This is a genomic window from Streptomyces sp. NBC_01788 (assembly GCF_035917575.1).
Taxonomy (GTDB): Bacteria; Actinomycetota; Actinomycetes; order Streptomycetales; family Streptomycetaceae; genus Streptomyces.
The window spans coordinates 5232065-5247753 of record NZ_CP109090.1; the positions used below are offsets into that span (position 1 = coordinate 5232065).

Sequence of the window (15689 nt, forward strand, 5' to 3'; positions counted from 1 at the left end):
CAGGAGCGTCGGTCCCCGCACAGCAAAGAGCCCCGGACCGAAGTCGGTCCGGGGCCAGTCGCTCGTTGCGTCCTGTGTGCGCATCGGGGGTACTGCGCGCTGCGGCTCGGGGGCGGGAGATGCGTACTCGTTGCACGCGCCGCCAAGCTCAGGCTGTCAGCGGGGTGGCTGTGGTCAGGCGGAGGCCTGACGAGCCCGGTTGCGGGCGGCGCGGCGCTTCATCGCGCGACGCTCGTCCTCGCTGAGACCACCCCAGACGCCGGAGTCCTGACCGGACTCGAGCGCCCACTGCAGGCACTGCTCCATAACCGGGCAGCGACGGCAGACGGCCTTGGCTTCCTCGATCTGCAGCAGCGCAGGACCGGTGTTGCCGATGGGGAAGAACAGCTCGGGGTCTTCCTCGCGGCAAACGGCGTTGTGACGCCAGTCCATGGCTGCTACCTCTCTTGGTATTACATGCGATTGCTTGTGAATGTGAACGCTTTCACGAATCCCTCAACAAGGGAAGGGCCGACTGCCAGGTTCCCTGGCGTGGTCCTGTGATTCGTAGAGGGGTTCTGGTGATCTCTGGGGCCCGTGTGGTGGGCCGCCCCGATCGCCACGTAGAGACTCGCAAACCTCAGCGGCGGATACAACCCCTTCCGGAAAGTTTTTTTTGATTCCTCGGTGTCGACTAGGTCACAGCCGTACTTCCATGGGGTGGATCCTGGCCTAAACGTTCGAGTGAAAGGACTTTCGCCCCTTCTACTCACACAATCACACGCAGTGCACGGCGTACGCCTGTGAACGTCACGCTTCGACGCAGCCCCAGGTGGTCACCGTCCATCTGGAGGGGCAGCGGCACCTTCGAATGCAAGGTGAAGCGGGTCAGATCGTGCAGGGAGGCCGCATGCCTGCCCTGGGGTCCGCGCTCGGGGGACGAAGTGAGCAACTGGGTGCCATACCGGGCAACCGCGGCGGTCGACAGGCGGCTGAGACCGAGCACATCGAGCCCGGTATCGAACGAGGCCTTAGGTGACGTGTACATCGGGCGATTGCCGAGATACGTCCACGGCGAGGTGTTCGAGACTATCGCCGCCACCAGGTCGGTCAGCGGGTCCTCTCCGGCGCGCTCCAGGGTGATCGACCCGCGCCGCCGGCTCGAGTCCCCGAGGAACTGGCGGACCACCTGCCGTACGTACAGCGCGTGCGTGGACTTCTTGCCGCGCTCGCGCTGCTGTTCCACCCGGCCGACCACGCCGGCGTCAAAACCGAGCCCGGCGTTGAAGGTGAACCAGCGCTCCGGAACCGCCGCGTCGTCGGTGCCGGGCGTGCCCGAGGCCAGACCCAGACCGACCGTGCGCTCGCTGCCCAGGCGCAGGGCGTCCAGGATCGCGCCGGTGGCCTCCACCGCGTCGTTGGGCAGGCCCAGGGCGCGGGCGAAGACGTTGGTGGAGCCGCCGGGCACCACCGCCAGGCGGGGAAGGCGCTCGGGGTCCGGGCCGCGGTGCAGCAGACCGTTGACGACCTCGTTGACCGTGCCGTCGCCGCCGAGGGCCACCACCAGGTCGATGTCGTCGCCGTCAGCGGCCTGCCGGCCCAGGTCGCGGGCGTGGCCGCGGTACTCGGTGGTGACCGCGTCCAGCTTCATCTCGCTCGCGAGCGCGTGGATCAGGACGTCGCGCGTACGTGCGCTTGTGGTGGTTGCCGCCGGATTGACCACGAGAAGTGCACGCATGAGGTGCAGCGTACCTACCGGACAGTACCGGCCCCACCCCGAGGTAGGGATCGGGTAAGAGGCCGGGGCGTGAGCCTGCACACGGTGGTCCGGGCCGCGACGGCTACCCTGCTGGAGTGAGCAGTGACCGCAAACCCGCACCGAAGCCCACGAAGAACACGCAGCCCACGGACGCCACGGACACGGCGGATGCCGCAGGTCCCCGCCCGCGGCGGCTGACGTACGCGGCGGCGCTGGCCGGGCTGGAAGGGCTCGTGCTGGTCGTCGGCGGGATCTGGATGCTCGTCGCGGGCGTCACCGGCCACGAGGGCGACCGGCAGACCGGCGTCACCGGCGGCATCACGGTGCTCGTGCTCGCGCTGCTGCCGCTGCTCGCGGCCCGCGGACTGCTGCTGCGCCGCGGCTGGAGCCGGGGGCCGGCGGTCATCACGCAGATCATGGCGCTGCCCGTCGCCTACAACCTGCTGCGGTCCGACGGCGTGGCCATCCCGGCCGGCATCGTGCTCGCCGTGGTGGCCGTCACGTCGCTGGTGCTGCTCGTCAACCCGGAGACGACCAGGGCCCTCGACATCAAGGGCCCCGGCCGGGCCGGGGAGAGCGGACAGCGGTAGCCGGTGACGGCCGGCCTCCGCCCCGGCCGTCCCGGTTCCCGCGATCCCTCTTTCTCCTACTCCTCCACGAGCAGCTTCTCCCGCAGCTGGGCCAGTGTGCGGGCCAGCAGCCGGGAGACGTGCATCTGCGAGATGCCGACCTCCTGCGCGATCTGCGACTGGGTCATGTTGCCGAAGAAGCGCAGCAGCAGGATCCGCTTCTCGCGCGGCGGGAGATCCTCCAGCAGCGGCTTCAGCGACTCCCGGTACTCCACGCCCTCCAGCGCCTCGTCCTCGGCGCCGAGGGTGTCCGCGACCGCCGGGGACTCGTCGTCCGTGTCGGGGACGTCCAGGGACAGCGTGGAGTAGGCGTTGGCCGACTCCAGGCCCTCCAGGACCTCCTCCTCGGAGATGGCGAGCTTCTCCGCCAGCTCGTGCACCGTGGGGGAGCGGCCGTGGAGCTGGGACAACTCGGCCGTCGCGGTGGTCAGCGCCAGGCGCAGCTCCTGGAGCCGGCGCGGCACACGCACCGCCCAGCCCTTGTCCCGGAAGTGCCGCTTGATCTCGCCGACGACCGTCGGGGTGGCGTACGTGGAGAACTCCACGCCGCGGTCCGGGTCGAACCGGTCGACCGACTTGATCAGGCCGATGGTGGCGACCTGGGTGAGGTCGTCCAGCGGCTCGCCGCGGTTGCGGAAGCGGCGCGCGAGGTGCTCGACGAGCGGCAGGTGCATGCGGACCAGCTGGTTGCGCAGCTCGGCGTACTGCGGGCTGCCCTCCTGCAGGGCGCGCAGCTGGACGAACATCGCACGTGCGCCACTGCGGTCATGAGGGTCGTGCCGCGCGTTGTGCACGATCGGGGCGGCGCGCGACCCGTCCTCGCCGTTGCGCTCGTGCTCGCTCATCGTCCCGCCCGTCGCCCTTCCCCGAGCCCTCGCCTCCTTCCCCGCGTTCTCGCCTTCGCTCGAACGGGAGGAGTCCCCGTGAGGGGGAGGACCGCCGTGGCCGGCGACCAGCGGCTCGTCCTCCGGGTGCGGCCTGGCCTGCTCCGGGATGCCGTCGATACCGTCCGCCGCGCGCCGGGCCGCGGCCGGACCGCCCCGGGCGGCTCCGCCCGGAGCCCCGGCCCCGCCCGGAGCCCCGGCCCCGTCCGCGCGCGCCGGAGGCCCGCCCTCGGGCAGCTCCCGTGTGCCGCGCTCTTCGTCCCGCACCGGACCGTCCCCGTTCCTCACGCCGGCCCGGGTCCCGCGCCGCGCTGTTTGTAGAGGCTGATCGACACGGTCCTGTCGTCGTCCACGGCGGAGGAGACCTTGCCCGCGAGCGCGGACAGGACGGTCCAGGCGAACGTGTCCCGCGAAGGCGCGTGACCGTCCGTCGTCGGGGCCGAGACAGTGACCTCGAGCGAGTCGTCGACCAGCCGGAAGACACAGCTGAGCACCGAGCCGGGCACGGCCTGCTGGAGCAGGATCGCGCAGGCCTCGTCGACCGCGATGCGCAGGTCCTCGATCTCGTCGAGGGTGAAGTCCAAACGGGCCGCGAGGCCGGCCGTGGCCGTCCGCAGCACCGACAGGTAGGCACCCGCAGCCGGCAGCCGGACCTCCACGAAGTCCTGGTTCGCCACGGGCTCGCCTGCGATCTGGGACACCCTCACCTCCAAGGTGGTACAAGCTCTCTCAGGGCCGGGGGCATCCCCCGGACAACGCGATACATGGTTCAGCGGTGACGCTACCGCGCGCCCGGCCTTCCTGTCCCGGGACCCCGACCCTTGCTGTCACTCATAGTAAAGCTACGGATACGCTCCGTGGCTAGGGGTCTGCGGGCCCAAATGGGAACGGCGGGCGCCGGGTTGACGTACCCAGACGTCAGACGGTCGAACCGTCCCCCGGTTCCGGTCACACGAGCACGTGGTCCACGAAGCACCAGCGCCAGTCCTCGCCGGGCTCGAAGGTCCGCATCACCGGGTGCCCGGTGTCCTTGTGATGCTTGGTCGCATGCTGTCCCGGTGACGAGTCGCAGCATCCGACGTGGCCACAGGACAGGCACAGCCGCAGCTGCACCGGATGCGTGCCGTCCGCCAGGCACTCCGGACACGTCTCGCACTCGGGCACGGGCTCCGGGTGCGGCAGCGTGCCGGCGTGCGTGCACTGTTTCATGATTGCCAGATTACGACGCTCGTGCGGGGGACCGCGCGGAAAGCGGCCGGGCGACGAACGACGGGTGGGCGAGGACCATGGACGTAGTGCCGCTGCTGTTCCTGGTGGCGGGCAGCGCCGCGGTGGCCGGGGTCGCCCGGCGCACCCCCGTACCGGCGCCCCTGCTGCTGGTCGCGGCGGGACTGGCGGTCTCCTACGTCCCCGGGGTCCCCGCCTACGCCCTCGATCCCGGCGTGGTCCTGCCCCTGCTGCTGCCGCCGCTGCTGTACACCTCCGCCAGTGACAGCTCCTACCTCGACCTGCGCGCGCAACTGCGCCCCGTGGCGCTGCTCTCCGTCGGCTACGTGCTGTTCGCGACCTTCGTGGTCGGCTGGGCCGCGTACCTGCTCGTGCCGGGGCTGCCGCTGACCGCGGCGCTGGTGCTGGGCGCGGTGGTGGCGCCGCCGGACGCGGTCGCGGCGACGGCCGTGGCCCGGCGGGTCGGGCTGCCCTCACGGATCACCACGATCCTCCAGGGCGAGTCCCTGCTCAACGACGCCACCGCGATCACCGCCTACCGGGTGGCGCTGGCCGCCGCCGTCGGCGAGGGCGCGACCTGGGCGGGCGGCGTGGGGGAGTTCCTGATCGCGGCGATCGGCGGCGTCGGCATCGGCCTGGTGGTGATGGCGCCGCTGCACTGGCTGCGCACCCACCTGAAGGAGGCGCTGCTGCAGAACACGCTCTCCCTGCTGATCCCGTTCGTCGCCTACGGCGTCGCCGAGCAGGTGCGCGCCTCCGGGGTCCTCGCCGTCGTCACCGTCGCCCTCTACCTCGGGCACCGCGCCTGGGAGGTCGACTTCGCCACCCGGCTCCAGGAGGAGGCGGTGTGGAAGATGGTGGCGTTCGTCCTGGAGTCGTCGGTGTTCGCCCTCATCGGACTTCAGCTCCCGGTCGTCCTCGGGGGTCTCGGGACGTACTCGGGGCCCGAGGCGGCCTGGTACGCGGTCGCCGTCTTCCTGGTGGTCGTCGCCGCCCGGTTCGTGTGGGTGTACCCGGCGGCGTTCCTGCCCCGGCTGCTGTCCCGGCGCATCCGGGAGCGCGAGGAGAATCCCACCTGGAGGGGCGCGATGGTCACCGCGTGGGCCGGGATGCGGGGCGTGGTGTCCCTGGCCATCGCCTTCTCGATCCCGGTCACGCTGCACGACGGCGGGCCCTTCCCGAAACGGAACCTGCTGCTCTTCCTGACCTTCACGACGGTCATCGGGACCCTGGTGGTGCAGGGCCTGACGTTGCCGCCGCTGATCCGGCTGCTGAAGTTCCCCGACCGCGACACGCGGGCGGAGACCCTGGCCGAGGCGAACGCGCAGGCACAGGCGTCCCTGGCCGCCGAGCGCCGCCTGGAGGAACTCCTGGTCGACGAGCGCAACGCCCTGCCCCCGCCGCTCGCCGACCGCCTCCGCACGGTCCTCGAGCGCCGCCGCAACTCCGTCTGGGAGCGCCTCGGCCAGGCCAATCCGGTCACCGGCGAGTCGGTCGACGACACCTACCGCCGCCTGTCCCGCGACGTGATCAGCGCCGAGCGCGAGGTCTTCGTGCGCCTCCGTGACGGCCGCTACATCGACGACGAAATGCTGCGTACCTTGCTGCGCAGGCTCGACCTGGAGGAGGCGGCTGCCTATCGAGAGGCGGCGTGAGGGGACGGGCGGGCCGGGTGGTGGTGCGTGGCGCCGGGACGGGGAGTGAGGGGCCCGGGCGGCTCAGGCGGGTGCCGGGGTACGGGCGTGATGGCCCGGTGGCGGCGTTGTGGTGCCGGGCGGTTCAGGCTGTCGGCGGGAAAGGGGTGCCCGTGATGATCGCGGCGATCGCCGTACCGCGCGGGAAGGCGTCCTCGGCGGCCAGGGTGACCAGGCCGTACAGCAGTTTGGCGACGTAGAGGCGTTCGACGGGGACGCCGTGCCGGGCGGTGAAGTCCTCCGCGAAGGCGTCGAGTTCGGCCGGGACACGGGCGTAGCCGCCGAAGTGGAAGCGCTCGTCGAGCGACCACGTGCCGCGCCGGGCGCCGAAGGCCCGCTCCTGCAGGGCCTCGATGTCCGGAGCCAGGAAACCGCCCCGGAGGACCGGTATGCCGAGGGCACGCCGACCGGGCGCGAGACCGGCGGCCAGGCCGGCCAGTGTGCCGCCGGTGCCGCAGGCCAGCGCGACGACGTCCGCGTGCTCGCCCAGCTCCTCGCCCAGGGTCCGGCAGCCGCGTACCGCCAGGGCGTTGCTGCCGCCCTCGGGGACCACATGGGCGTCCTCGGCACCCGCGGCCCGAAGCAGGGCCGCCAGCGTCTCCGGCTCGGCCTTGCGGCGGTACGTCGCCCGGTCGGTGAAGTGCAGCCGCATCCCGTCGGCCGCGCAACGCGTCAGGGAGGGGTTCAGCGGGCGCTCGGCCAGCTCCTGGCCGCGGACCACACCGACCGTCGGCAGGCCCAGCAGGCGGCCCGCCGCGGCCGTCGCGCGCAGGTGGTTGGAGTAGGCGCCGCCGAAGGTCACGACCGTCCGGCCGGCCGCGGCCCGCAGGTTCGGGGCGAGTTTGCGCCACTTGTTGCCGATCAGCTCCGGGTGGATCAGATCGTCGCGCTTCAGGAGCAGCCGCAGTCCACGACGGGTGAACCGGTCGTCGGCGACCTCCTGGAGGGGCGAGGGCAGCCGGGGGGACAGCGCGGCGGGGCCGGGGGCGGCGGAGCGGGTCACCCGGCCATTGTCGCCGCCCGGCCCGGGAAGCGGCACGGCCGGCGAGGCACCGCGAACCCGCTGGTCACGCAAAGGGGAAACGCAAGTTCTGCCCGTCGCGACAGTGATCCATTCCCGCTCTTTCGGGTAATAGCACGACCACGCTCCGTGCTGGAAGGCTGGCGCACGCAAATCGATGCACGGCCGAGCGTGCCGGGCATGAGCGGGAGGGCAATTCTCTATGTCGGTAGGCGAAGAGGTCCGCACGGAGCAGGACCGGCCGCAGCAGAGCCTCGGCACCGCGGCCGCGCGGAACCTGGCCACCACCACCAAGTCCGTTCCCCAGATGCAGGAGATCAGCTCGCGCTGGCTGCTGCGCATGCTGCCCTGGGTCGACGTGCAGGGCGGCACGTACCGGGTGAACCGGCGGCTCACCTACGCCGTCGGCGACGGCCGCATCACCTTCGTGAAGACAGGCGACCGCGTCGAGGTCATCCCGGCCGAGCTCGGCGAACTGCCGGCGCTGCGGGACTACGAGGACGACGACGTGCTCTCGGAGCTCGCCCAGCGCTGCCGCCAGCGCGAGATCGAGGCGGGCCAGGTCATCGCCTCCTTCGGCAGCCAGGCCGAGGAGGTGTACCTGCTGGCGCACGGCAGGGTCCAGAAGGTCGGCACCGGCCCCTACGGCGACGACCAGGTCCTCGGTGTCCTCGCCAACGGCGCGTACTTCGGCGATCAGGCTCTCCTCGACCCGGACGCCATCTGGGAGTACACGGCCCGCGCGGACACCGCGTGCACCGTCCTCGTGCTGTCCCGCCGCGACGTCGAGCAGATCGCCGAGCGCGCCGACTCGCTGCGGGCCCACCTCCGGCAGCAGGCCTCGAGCTCCGACCAGAACGCCAACAGGTACGGGGAGAAGGCGGTCGAACTCGCCGCCGGACACAGCGGTGAGCCGGACATCCCGCACACCTTCGTCGACTACGAGGCCAGCCCCCGCGAGTACGAACTGAGCATCGCGCAGACCGTCCTGCGCATGCACACACGCGTGACCGACCTCTACAACCAGCCGATGAACCAGACGGAGCAGCAGATCCGGCTGACCGTCGAGGCGCTGAAGGAGCGCCAGGAGCACGAGCTGATCAACAACAACGACTTCGGCCTGCTCCACAACTGCGAGTACGACCAGCGGATCCACCCGCACGACGGCGTGCCGAGCCCCGACGACATGGACGAGCTGCTCAGCCGGCGCCGCGGCACCAAGCTGTTCCTCGCCCACCCGCGCGCGATCGCCGCGTTCGGCCGCGAGCTGAACAAGCGGGGTCTGGTCCCGGAGACCATCGACATGGGTGGCAACCGCATCCCCACCTGGCGCGGGGTGCCGATCTTCCCGTGCAACAAGATCCCGGTCACCGAGGCGCGGACCAGCTCGATCATCGCCCTGCGCACCGGCGAGGAGGACCAGGGCGTCATCGGGCTGCGCGCGAAGGGCATCCCCGACGAGATCGAGCCGAGCCTGTCCGTGCGGTTCATGGGCATCAACGAGCAGGCGGTCATCAAGTACCTGGTCACGTCCTACTTCTCGGCCGCGGTGTTGGTGCCGGACGCGCTGGGAGTCCTGGAGAACATCGAGGTCGGCCGTTGGCGCTGACCACACGCGCCGGCTCCCGGTGTCCCGGCCCGCCGGGCCGGGTACACCCCCGGGGGACGCGCCCAGTTCCGGCTGCGGAAGCGCCACCGTCCGCGGTCTCTTCGCGGGGGATCGGATGTGGATCGGATGGTTGAGTTCATGACGGAGACGACGCGGCGCCCGACCGGCGTGCCCCGCCCCGCGGGGGCCGAGCGGCCTGCGGGACCCGGCTCCGCCGAGAGCCTTCTCCCCCGCGCCGCCCCCGGTTGGGCGGGCGGCCCGGCCGCGCCCGACGGACACGACGCGGCGGTGATCCTCGAACGCTCCCGGGCGTCGGTCGACCCCGAACTGCGGGCGGCCGTCGCCTCCCTGCCCGCCTCGATGCGCCGGATCGCGCGCTACCACTTCGGCTGGGAGCACGCGGACGGCACCCCGGCCGCGGGCAACGGCGGCAAGGCGATCCGCCCGGCACTGGTCCTCACGGCGGCGACCGCGCTCGGCGGGCCGCCCGCCCGGGCGGTGGCGGCCCGGGCCGCGGCGGCGGTCGAGCTGGTCCACAACTTCACGCTGCTGCACGACGACGTGATGGACCGGGACGTCACCCGGAGGCACCGGCCCACAGCGTGGACGGTGTTCGGCGAGAACGACGCGATCCTCGCCGGGGACGCGCTCCAGGCGCTGGCCCTTGGACTGCTCGCCGAGAACCCGCATCCGGCGTCACCGGCCGCCGCCGCCCGGCTCGCGGGCTGCGTCGTCGAACTCTGCGAGGGCCAGCGGACGGACACCGCCCTGGAACGGCGCGCTCCCGGCGAGGTCACACTCGCCGAGGTGCTCGCCATGGCCGAGGCCAAGACGGGGGCGCTGCTCGGCTGCGCCTGTGCCGTGGGGGGCCTGTACGCGGGGGCGGGGGAGGAGGAGGTCGAGGCGCTGGACGCGTTCGGCCGGCAGGCGGGGCTCGCCTTCCAGCTGATCGACGACGTGATCGGCATATGGGGCGACCCGGCCCGCACCGGGAAACCGGCCGGGGCCGACCTCACCGCCCGCAAGAAGTCCCTGCCGGTGGTCGCCGCGCTGACCTCCGGCACCCCGGACGCGGCCGAACTGGCCGAGCTGTACGCCCGGCCCCACCAGGAGGGGGAGGAGGAGTACCTGGCGCTGGTGGTGGAGCGGGCCGGTGGGCGGGACTGGGCGCAGGCCCAGGCGGCCGACCGGATGGCCTGGGCCGTGGCCGACCTGGCCCGCGCCGTACCGGATCCGGCGAACGCCGGCGGACTGCTGGCCCTGGCCGAGTTCGTGACCAGACGCTCCAGCTGACCCCGCCGGAGAAGACCCCGGAGCCACCGGGCCCGTACGGCTCCTGACCCCGTACGGCCGCCGGCGGCTCCGGCGCGGCGGACCCCGCACTGCCCCACGGTGTGCGGGGCCCGCCTCTTTCGCTAGGCTCAACTCCCTTATTTCGAGCGGTACTTGAGTTGAGGGGGCGGACCATGGGCGTGGGGATCCGGGCGGCGGGGGAAGGCGACCGGGAACTGGTCGTGCGGCTGCTGGACGAGGCCTTCCAGGACGACCCGGTGAGCGGCTGGGTCTTCCCGGAGCGTGAGTACCGCCGTGCGACCCACCACCGGCTGATGGCCGCCTTCACCGACATCGTGCTCGCCGAAGGCCGGATCGACGTGACCGAGGACGGTACGGCGTGCGCCCTGTGGCTGTCGATGCCGGCGGCCGACGGCGACGGCCCGGACGACGGGGGAGGCTCGGAGCACGCCGACGACGCCGTACGGCTGCGCGAGAGCGTCGACCCGGCGAACCCGCGGGTCGAGGAGATCGCCCGGCTGATGGCCGACTCCCATCCGGCGGACCGCGCCCACGAGTACCTGTGGATGATCGGCGTCGCACCGGCCCACCAGGGCGAGGGCCTGGGCGGCACCCTCGTCCAGCACGTCCTCGACCGCTGCGACCGCGAGGGCCTGCCCGCCTACTTGGAGGCCAGCAGCGAGCGCAGCACGAAGCTCTACGAACGCCTGGGCTTCACCTTCGCCGACCACACCCTCGACCTCCCGGACGGCCCCCGGATGTGGCCGATGTGGCGCGAACCCGTCACCGGCCGGGGGCACTGACCGCCGGACCCACGAGCTCGCGCCGACTCAGGACGGCTCACCGCGCGCCCGACGTCGTTGCGGACTTCCCTCTAGGGGAGGCGGGCGAGCAAGTGGGCGTCGAGGAAGCCGCGTTCGGAGGCCGGGTCGTGGAGCAGCCGAGCGACCGTGACGAGCCCGGCCCCGGCCAGCAACTCGGCGAACCGGTCCACGGGCCAGCTGTAGGCGGGCGCCACCTTGTGATCGAAGAGGACCGGCTCCGGTCCCTCGGTCCCGAACAACGAGACCAGGAGCAGGCCCCCTGGTGCCAGGACACGCACCTGCTCGGCGAGCAGCGCGGGCAGTTCCTCAGGCGGGGTGTGGATCATCGAGTAGTGGGCCAGCACTCCGCCGAGTGCGCAGTCCTCGACCGGCAGGGCCTCCATCCGCGCCTCGTCGAACCGCAGCGCCGGATGGGCCCGCCGGGCGTGGTCGACCATGGCCGGGGAGAGGTCGAGCCCGAAGGCGTCCAGCCCCAAGTCGTGCAACATGGCCGTCAGATGTCCGGGCCCGCACCCGACATCGGCTGCCCGCAGGTTGCCCGTCTCGCGCACCAACTCGGCGAAGGTGCCGACCATGGCCCGCGTGAACGGCCGCGTCTCCAGCCGATCAGCGAACATCGACGCATAGAGCTCGACGACCCCGTCGTAGGCCGCCCTGGTCCCGTGTTGGTGTTCCGCCACGGGGAAGAAGCTAACACCCTTGCCGTTCAAGGCCGTTCGCCGAACCGCTCGACCTGCTCATCCGGCGAACAAGGGCGTGACCTGCCCTCCCCAGGCCACCGGCCTCAACGCCGCGCGTGGCGGATCTTCAACCGTCCGAATTCCATGGCCCCGGAGATTCGGATCTTCGGCCCGCCCGGGCGGGAAGGCCGCCGCGCCTCGTAGCGCAGGTCCTTCCACCCCGTGCGCAGACCCTCCACGTCAACGATCGCGTCGCGAGGCACGGTGATCCTGGCCCCGCCGGTGCCGAGCAGCAGCTCGATGTCGACGACCGCATGCTCGATGACCGCCCGGGACAGATCCAGGCGTACCTTCCCGAATGCGGACTCAACCTTGAGGATCCGAGGTACCCGCCACACGCCGCGCCGTTGGATCCGTCCGCCGGCAGCGGTGATCGTCGACGTGGTGTCCGGACTCTCCTCCGGGAGCCCGGCCACGGCCGACGCGAGCTCGCTGTGCGTCTTCGCGGTGAGCATCCGACCGAGACGTTCGTCCATCTCCTCGTGCGAGACGCGCTCATCGGCGTACGCCTCCCGCAGACGCCGCACGGCCGTCTCGCGGTCGTCCTCGCTGAGCAGTGGCAACCGATCTTCCCGCGGAGAGGTCACTGTCCCACTCTAGTGCCGCGCCCGCGACGTACCCGTGCCAAGGCCCGGAGCCGGCAGGGATTCTGACGAGGCGACCGACCACGCGCACCGTTCACGCCAGTTCACGCACAGGTGCGGATACAGGCCCGCACCCGTCGTCGTGGACGCCGGGTGCGGGCCTGGGGACCGGGCGATCAAGGGGATCGCGGGTCGGGGGCGTGATCGAAGGTCAGGCCTTCTTGGTCTCCCAGAAGATCTTGTCGATCTGGGCGATGTAGTCCAGAGCCTTCTGACCCGTGGCCGGGTCGGTGGAGGCCTTGGCGGCGGAGAGGGCCTTCAGCGTGTCGTTGACCAGCTGGTGCAGCTCCGGGTACTTCTCGAAGTGCGGGGGCTTGAAGTAGTCGCTCCACAGCACGGAGACGTGGTGCTTCGCCAGCTCGGCGCGCTGCTCCTTGATGACGGTGGCACGCGTCTGGAAGTGCGGGTCGTCGTTCGCGGCCATCTTCTCCTGGACGGCCTTCACCGACTCCGCCTCGATGCGGGCCTGGGCCGGGTCGTACACACCGCAGGGAAGGTCGCAGTGCGCGCTGACCTTGACCGTGGGGGCAAACAGGCGGGAAAGCATGGAGCCATCCTTCCTCGTGATCGTCTTCTCAGGTGGGACATTACTCCCTGCCAGGCGTGTTTTCGCGAGTGCCCCCTAGGGCTTAGGACAAAAGTCCGGGGTGAGACTGAGACTGGTGGAGGAACGTGACCGGGGAGGTGCCGGGGATGCCGGAACTGTCGCAGGAGACCGAGCGCAGGGGCGCCGTGCTGCCCTTCGGGCTGGCCGAGGTGACCGGGCCGTCCATGGTGCCCACGCTGTACCACGGAGACCGGCTCGTGGTGCAGTACGGCGCCCGGATCCGGCCCGGTGACGTGGTGGTCCTGCGGCATCCGTTCCAGCAGGACCTGCTGGTCGTCAAGCGGGCCTCGGAGCGGCGCGACAGCGGCTGGTGGGTGCTGGGCGACAACGCGTACGCGGGCGGGGACAGTACCGACTACGGGACCGTGCCCGAGGACCTGGTCCTGGGCAAGGTGTGGTTCCGCTACCGGCCGCGCAAGCGCGCTCAGCGCTCGCCGCTGGCGCTCGCGCGCTGGGTGCTGTCGGCGGCCCGGCCCGTGTTCACCGACCGGTCGGCCTCGAGGCGCTTGCGGGCCCGGTAGGCGGCGACGTTCGCGCGGGTCGCGCAGCGGTCGGAGCAGTAGCGGCGCGAGCGGTTGGTCGAGGTGTCCAGGTAGGCGTTGCGGCACGGCGCGGCCTCGCAGAGGCCGAGGCGGTCGACGCCGTACTCCGTGAGGTGGAAGGCCAGGCCCATCGCCGCGATCGCCGCGTAGCCGGCGGTCGCGTTGGACGGGTGGTCCGCCAGGTGCATGTGCCACAGCGGGCGGCCGTCGTCGTCGCGGTGGTCGTGTCCCGAGATCTGCGGGCTCACCGGGAACTCCAGCAGCAGGGAGTTCAGCAGGGCCACCGCGAGCGTCTCGTCGTCCTGGTCGGCCGCCTCGAAGACAGAGCGCAGCCGGGCCCGCACCGAGCGGAAGCGCGTGACATCGGCGTCGGTGGCCCGGCGGGCCGCGGAGGCGTTGGCGCCGAACAGGTCCCGTACCGCGTCGACCGAGGTCAAAGTGTCCTTGCCCCGGGCCGGTTCCTCGCTGTTGACGAGCCGTACGGCGTAATCCGAGTAATAGGCCAGTTCCACTTGTAGTCCTTACTGGGTCGCTCTATGGTGCGGGAGAGCGGTCGGTAACAGCCGGCTGGCCTTCAAGGGTATTACGTGACGTGGACAGGGAGGGCTGCGATGACGGACACGAGGACGGGCATCACCGCGGAGGGGGCCGACTGGGCGGCGTGGCAGAAGAGCTGGGACCGCCAGCAGGAGTGGTACATGCCCGACCGCGAGGAACGCTTCCGCATCATGCTCGACATGGTCGAGGCGCTCGTCGGCACCGCCCCGCGCGTCCTGGACCTGGCCTGCGGCACCGGCAGCATCACCGCCCGGCTGCTCACCCGCTTCCCCGGGGCCACCAGCACCGGCGTCGACCTCGACCCGGCGCTGCTCGCCATCGCGCGCGGCACCTTCGACGGCGACGACCGGGTCTCCTTCGTGACCGCCGACCTCAAGGACCCCGCCTGGCCGGCGAAGCTGCCGTACGACTCCTACGACGCCGTCCTGACCGCGACGGCCCTGCACTGGCTGCACAGCGAACCTCTCGCCGCCCTCTACGGCCACGTCGCGAAGCTCGTCCGCGACGGCGGTGTCTTCATGAACGCGGACCACATGATCGACGAGACCACGCCCCGGATCAACGCGGCCGAACGCGCCCAGCGGCACGAGCGCATGGAACAGGCCAAGCGGGCCGGCGCCCTGGACTGGGCCGAGTGGTGGCAGCTGGCCGCCAAGGACCCGGTCCTGGCCGGACCGGCGGCCCGTCGCTTCGAGATCTACGGCGAGCACGCCGACGGCGACATGCCGTCCGCCGCGTGGCACGCGCGCGTACTGCGCGAGCAGGGCTTCGCCGAGGCCCGCCCGGTGTGGTGCTCACCGACGGACACACTCCTGCTCGCCCTCAAGTAGGGCACCAGGGACCCATGCGAGAGGGGCGGTACGGGATCCCCGTACCGCCCCTCGTCCGTTCGCGTCCTGCTACAGCACCTTCGACAGGAAGGACTGCGTGCGCTCGTGCTGCGGGTTGGTCAGCACCTCGCGCGGATGGCCGGATTCCACCACCACGCCCTCGTCCATGAAGACCAGGCTGTCGCCGACCTCGCGGGCGAAGCCCATCTCATGGGTGACGACGACCATCGTCATCCCGGACTGGGCGAGGTCGCGCATGACGTCGAGGACGTCACCCACCAGCTCCGGGTCGAGCGCCGAGGTCGGCTCGTCGAACAGCATGAGCTTGGGGTCCATGGCCAGGGCGCGGGCGATCGCCACCCGCTGCTGCTGGCCGCCGGAGAGCTGCGAGGGGTAGTGCCCGGCCCGGTCGGCCAGGCCCACGCGCTCAAGGAGCTGCACCGCCCGGTCCCTGGCCTCGCCCTTGTTCACGCCCTTGACCTGGACCGGCGCCTCGATGACGTTCTCCAGCGCGGTCATGTGCGGGAACAGGTTGAAGCGCTGGAAGACCATGCCGATGTCCCGGCGCTTCATGGCGACCTCGCGGTCGCGCAGCTCGTACAGCTTGTTGCCGTGCTGGCGGTAGCCGACGAGTTCGCCGTCGACGTACAGCCGGCCCGCGTTGATCTTCTCCAGGTGGTTGATGCAGCGCAGGAACGTCGACTTGCCGGAGCCGGAGGGGCCGATGAGGCAGAACACCTCGCCGGGCCTGACCTCCAGGTCGATGCCCTTGAGTACCTCCACCTGGCCGAAGGACTTGTGGACGTCCTCCGCCTTCACCATCGCGACGCTGGTGTCGCGCACGGTGGT

The 15689-nt window shown here is 71.5% G+C and carries 18 protein-coding genes; 7 read left to right on the forward strand and 11 right to left on the reverse strand.

All coding sequences use genetic code 11. The annotated features are described in order from the left end of the window. Window positions 1-174 precede the first annotated feature (174 nt). Window positions 175-432, reverse strand: coding sequence for a WhiB family transcriptional regulator (locus OIE49_RS23805; protein ID WP_016639615.1), 258 nt, complete (start codon window positions 430-432; stop codon window positions 175-177). 316 nt (window positions 433-748) lie between these two features. Continuing rightward, window positions 749-1717 carry a diacylglycerol/lipid kinase family protein gene (locus tag OIE49_RS23810; protein WP_326804052.1) on the reverse strand — a complete coding sequence of 323 codons (969 nt, stop codon included), beginning with the start codon at window positions 1715-1717 and terminating at the stop codon, window positions 749-751. Window positions 1718-1833: 116 nt separating this feature from the next. On the opposite strand from OIE49_RS23810, the gene OIE49_RS23815 reads away from it, so the two are divergent. Beyond that, window positions 1834-2328: a hypothetical protein gene (locus tag OIE49_RS23815; RefSeq protein WP_401736911.1), complete on the forward strand. Its 495-nt coding sequence runs from the start codon at window positions 1834-1836 to the stop codon at window positions 2326-2328. Window positions 2329-2384: 56 nt separating this feature from the next. On the opposite strand, the gene OIE49_RS23820 is transcribed toward OIE49_RS23815, so the two are convergent. The 3 genes from OIE49_RS23820 to OIE49_RS23830 form a co-directional block, all read right to left on the reverse strand. Beyond that, a complete protein-coding gene (locus OIE49_RS23820; RefSeq protein ID WP_326804053.1) occupies window positions 2385-3518 on the reverse strand; it encodes an RNA polymerase sigma factor SigF in 1134 nt (377 codons plus the stop codon). Window positions 3519-3535: 17 nt separating this feature from the next. After that, window positions 3536-3952, reverse strand: coding sequence for an anti-sigma regulatory factor (locus OIE49_RS23825; RefSeq protein ID WP_100568129.1), 417 nt, complete (start codon window positions 3950-3952; stop codon window positions 3536-3538). A gap of 247 nt (window positions 3953-4199) precedes the next feature. Continuing rightward, a complete protein-coding gene (locus OIE49_RS23830; RefSeq protein ID WP_326804054.1) occupies window positions 4200-4460 on the reverse strand; it encodes a UBP-type zinc finger domain-containing protein in 261 nt (86 codons plus the stop codon). 77 nt (window positions 4461-4537) lie between these two features. Between OIE49_RS23830 and OIE49_RS23835 the strand changes: the two genes are divergently transcribed. Then, on the forward strand, window positions 4538-6133 hold the full coding sequence (locus OIE49_RS23835; RefSeq protein WP_326804055.1) for a Na+/H+ antiporter: 1596 nt from the start codon (window positions 4538-4540) through the stop codon (window positions 6131-6133). 124 nt (window positions 6134-6257) lie between these two features. Here OIE49_RS23835 and OIE49_RS23840 read toward each other — a convergent pair whose 3' ends face one another. Continuing rightward, complete coding sequence (locus tag OIE49_RS23840) at window positions 6258-7175, reverse strand: 1-aminocyclopropane-1-carboxylate deaminase/D-cysteine desulfhydrase (protein ID WP_326804056.1); 918 nt, start codon at window positions 7173-7175, stop codon at window positions 6258-6260. A 220-nt stretch (window positions 7176-7395) separates the two neighbouring features. Between OIE49_RS23840 and OIE49_RS23845 the strand changes: the two genes are divergently transcribed. The 3 genes from OIE49_RS23845 to OIE49_RS23855 all read left to right on the forward strand — a co-directional run bounded on the left by OIE49_RS23845 (window position 7396) and on the right by OIE49_RS23855 (window position 10898). After that, on the forward strand, window positions 7396-8802 hold the full coding sequence (locus tag OIE49_RS23845; protein ID WP_326804057.1) for a family 2B encapsulin nanocompartment shell protein: 1407 nt from the start codon (window positions 7396-7398) through the stop codon (window positions 8800-8802). Between the two features lie 126 nt (window positions 8803-8928). Next, window positions 8929-10095, forward strand: coding sequence for a family 2 encapsulin nanocompartment cargo protein polyprenyl transferase (locus OIE49_RS23850; protein ID WP_326804058.1), 1167 nt, complete (start codon window positions 8929-8931; stop codon window positions 10093-10095). A gap of 173 nt (window positions 10096-10268) precedes the next feature. Beyond that, window positions 10269-10898 carry a GNAT family N-acetyltransferase gene (locus OIE49_RS23855; RefSeq protein WP_326804059.1) on the forward strand — a complete coding sequence of 210 codons (630 nt, stop codon included), beginning with the start codon at window positions 10269-10271 and terminating at the stop codon, window positions 10896-10898. Between the two features lie 71 nt (window positions 10899-10969). On the opposite strand, the gene OIE49_RS23860 is transcribed toward OIE49_RS23855, so the two are convergent. The 3 genes from OIE49_RS23860 to sodN all read right to left on the reverse strand — a co-directional run bounded on the left by OIE49_RS23860 (window position 10970) and on the right by sodN (window position 12850). Then, the gene (locus OIE49_RS23860) at window positions 10970-11599 is read right to left on the reverse strand and encodes a class I SAM-dependent methyltransferase (RefSeq protein WP_326804060.1); all 630 of its coding nucleotides are present in this window, start codon (window positions 11597-11599) and stop codon (window positions 10970-10972) included. 104 nt (window positions 11600-11703) lie between these two features. Beyond that, window positions 11704-12246, reverse strand: a complete 543-nt coding sequence (locus tag OIE49_RS23865) for a DUF1707 SHOCT-like domain-containing protein (protein ID WP_326804061.1) — start codon at window positions 12244-12246, stop codon at window positions 11704-11706. A 208-nt stretch (window positions 12247-12454) separates the two neighbouring features. After that, entirely contained in the window at window positions 12455-12850 is a 396-nt protein-coding gene (sodN, locus tag OIE49_RS23870; protein ID WP_100568120.1) for a superoxide dismutase, Ni, read from the reverse strand. A 146-nt stretch (window positions 12851-12996) separates the two neighbouring features. Here sodN and sodX point away from each other — a divergent pair, with 146 nt between their 5' ends. Next, the gene (sodX, locus tag OIE49_RS23875; RefSeq protein WP_326804062.1) at window positions 12997-13431 is read left to right on the forward strand and encodes a nickel-type superoxide dismutase maturation protease; all 435 of its coding nucleotides are present in this window, start codon (window positions 12997-12999) and stop codon (window positions 13429-13431) included. Here sodX and OIE49_RS23880 read toward each other — a convergent pair. Continuing rightward, window positions 13335-13964, reverse strand: a complete 630-nt coding sequence (locus OIE49_RS23880) for a CGNR zinc finger domain-containing protein (protein ID WP_326804063.1) — start codon at window positions 13962-13964, stop codon at window positions 13335-13337. The genes sodX and OIE49_RS23880 overlap by 97 nt on opposite strands. A 99-nt stretch (window positions 13965-14063) precedes the next feature. Here OIE49_RS23880 and OIE49_RS23885 point away from each other — a divergent pair, with 99 nt between their 5' ends. Beyond that, window positions 14064-14840, forward strand: a complete 777-nt coding sequence (locus OIE49_RS23885; protein WP_326804064.1) for a class I SAM-dependent methyltransferase — start codon at window positions 14064-14066, stop codon at window positions 14838-14840. A 69-nt stretch (window positions 14841-14909) separates the two neighbouring features. On the opposite strand, the gene OIE49_RS23890 is transcribed toward OIE49_RS23885, so the two are convergent. Then, complete coding sequence (locus tag OIE49_RS23890) at window positions 14910-15662, reverse strand: amino acid ABC transporter ATP-binding protein (RefSeq protein ID WP_326806316.1); 753 nt, start codon at window positions 15660-15662, stop codon at window positions 14910-14912. Window positions 15663-15689 lie beyond the last annotated feature (27 nt).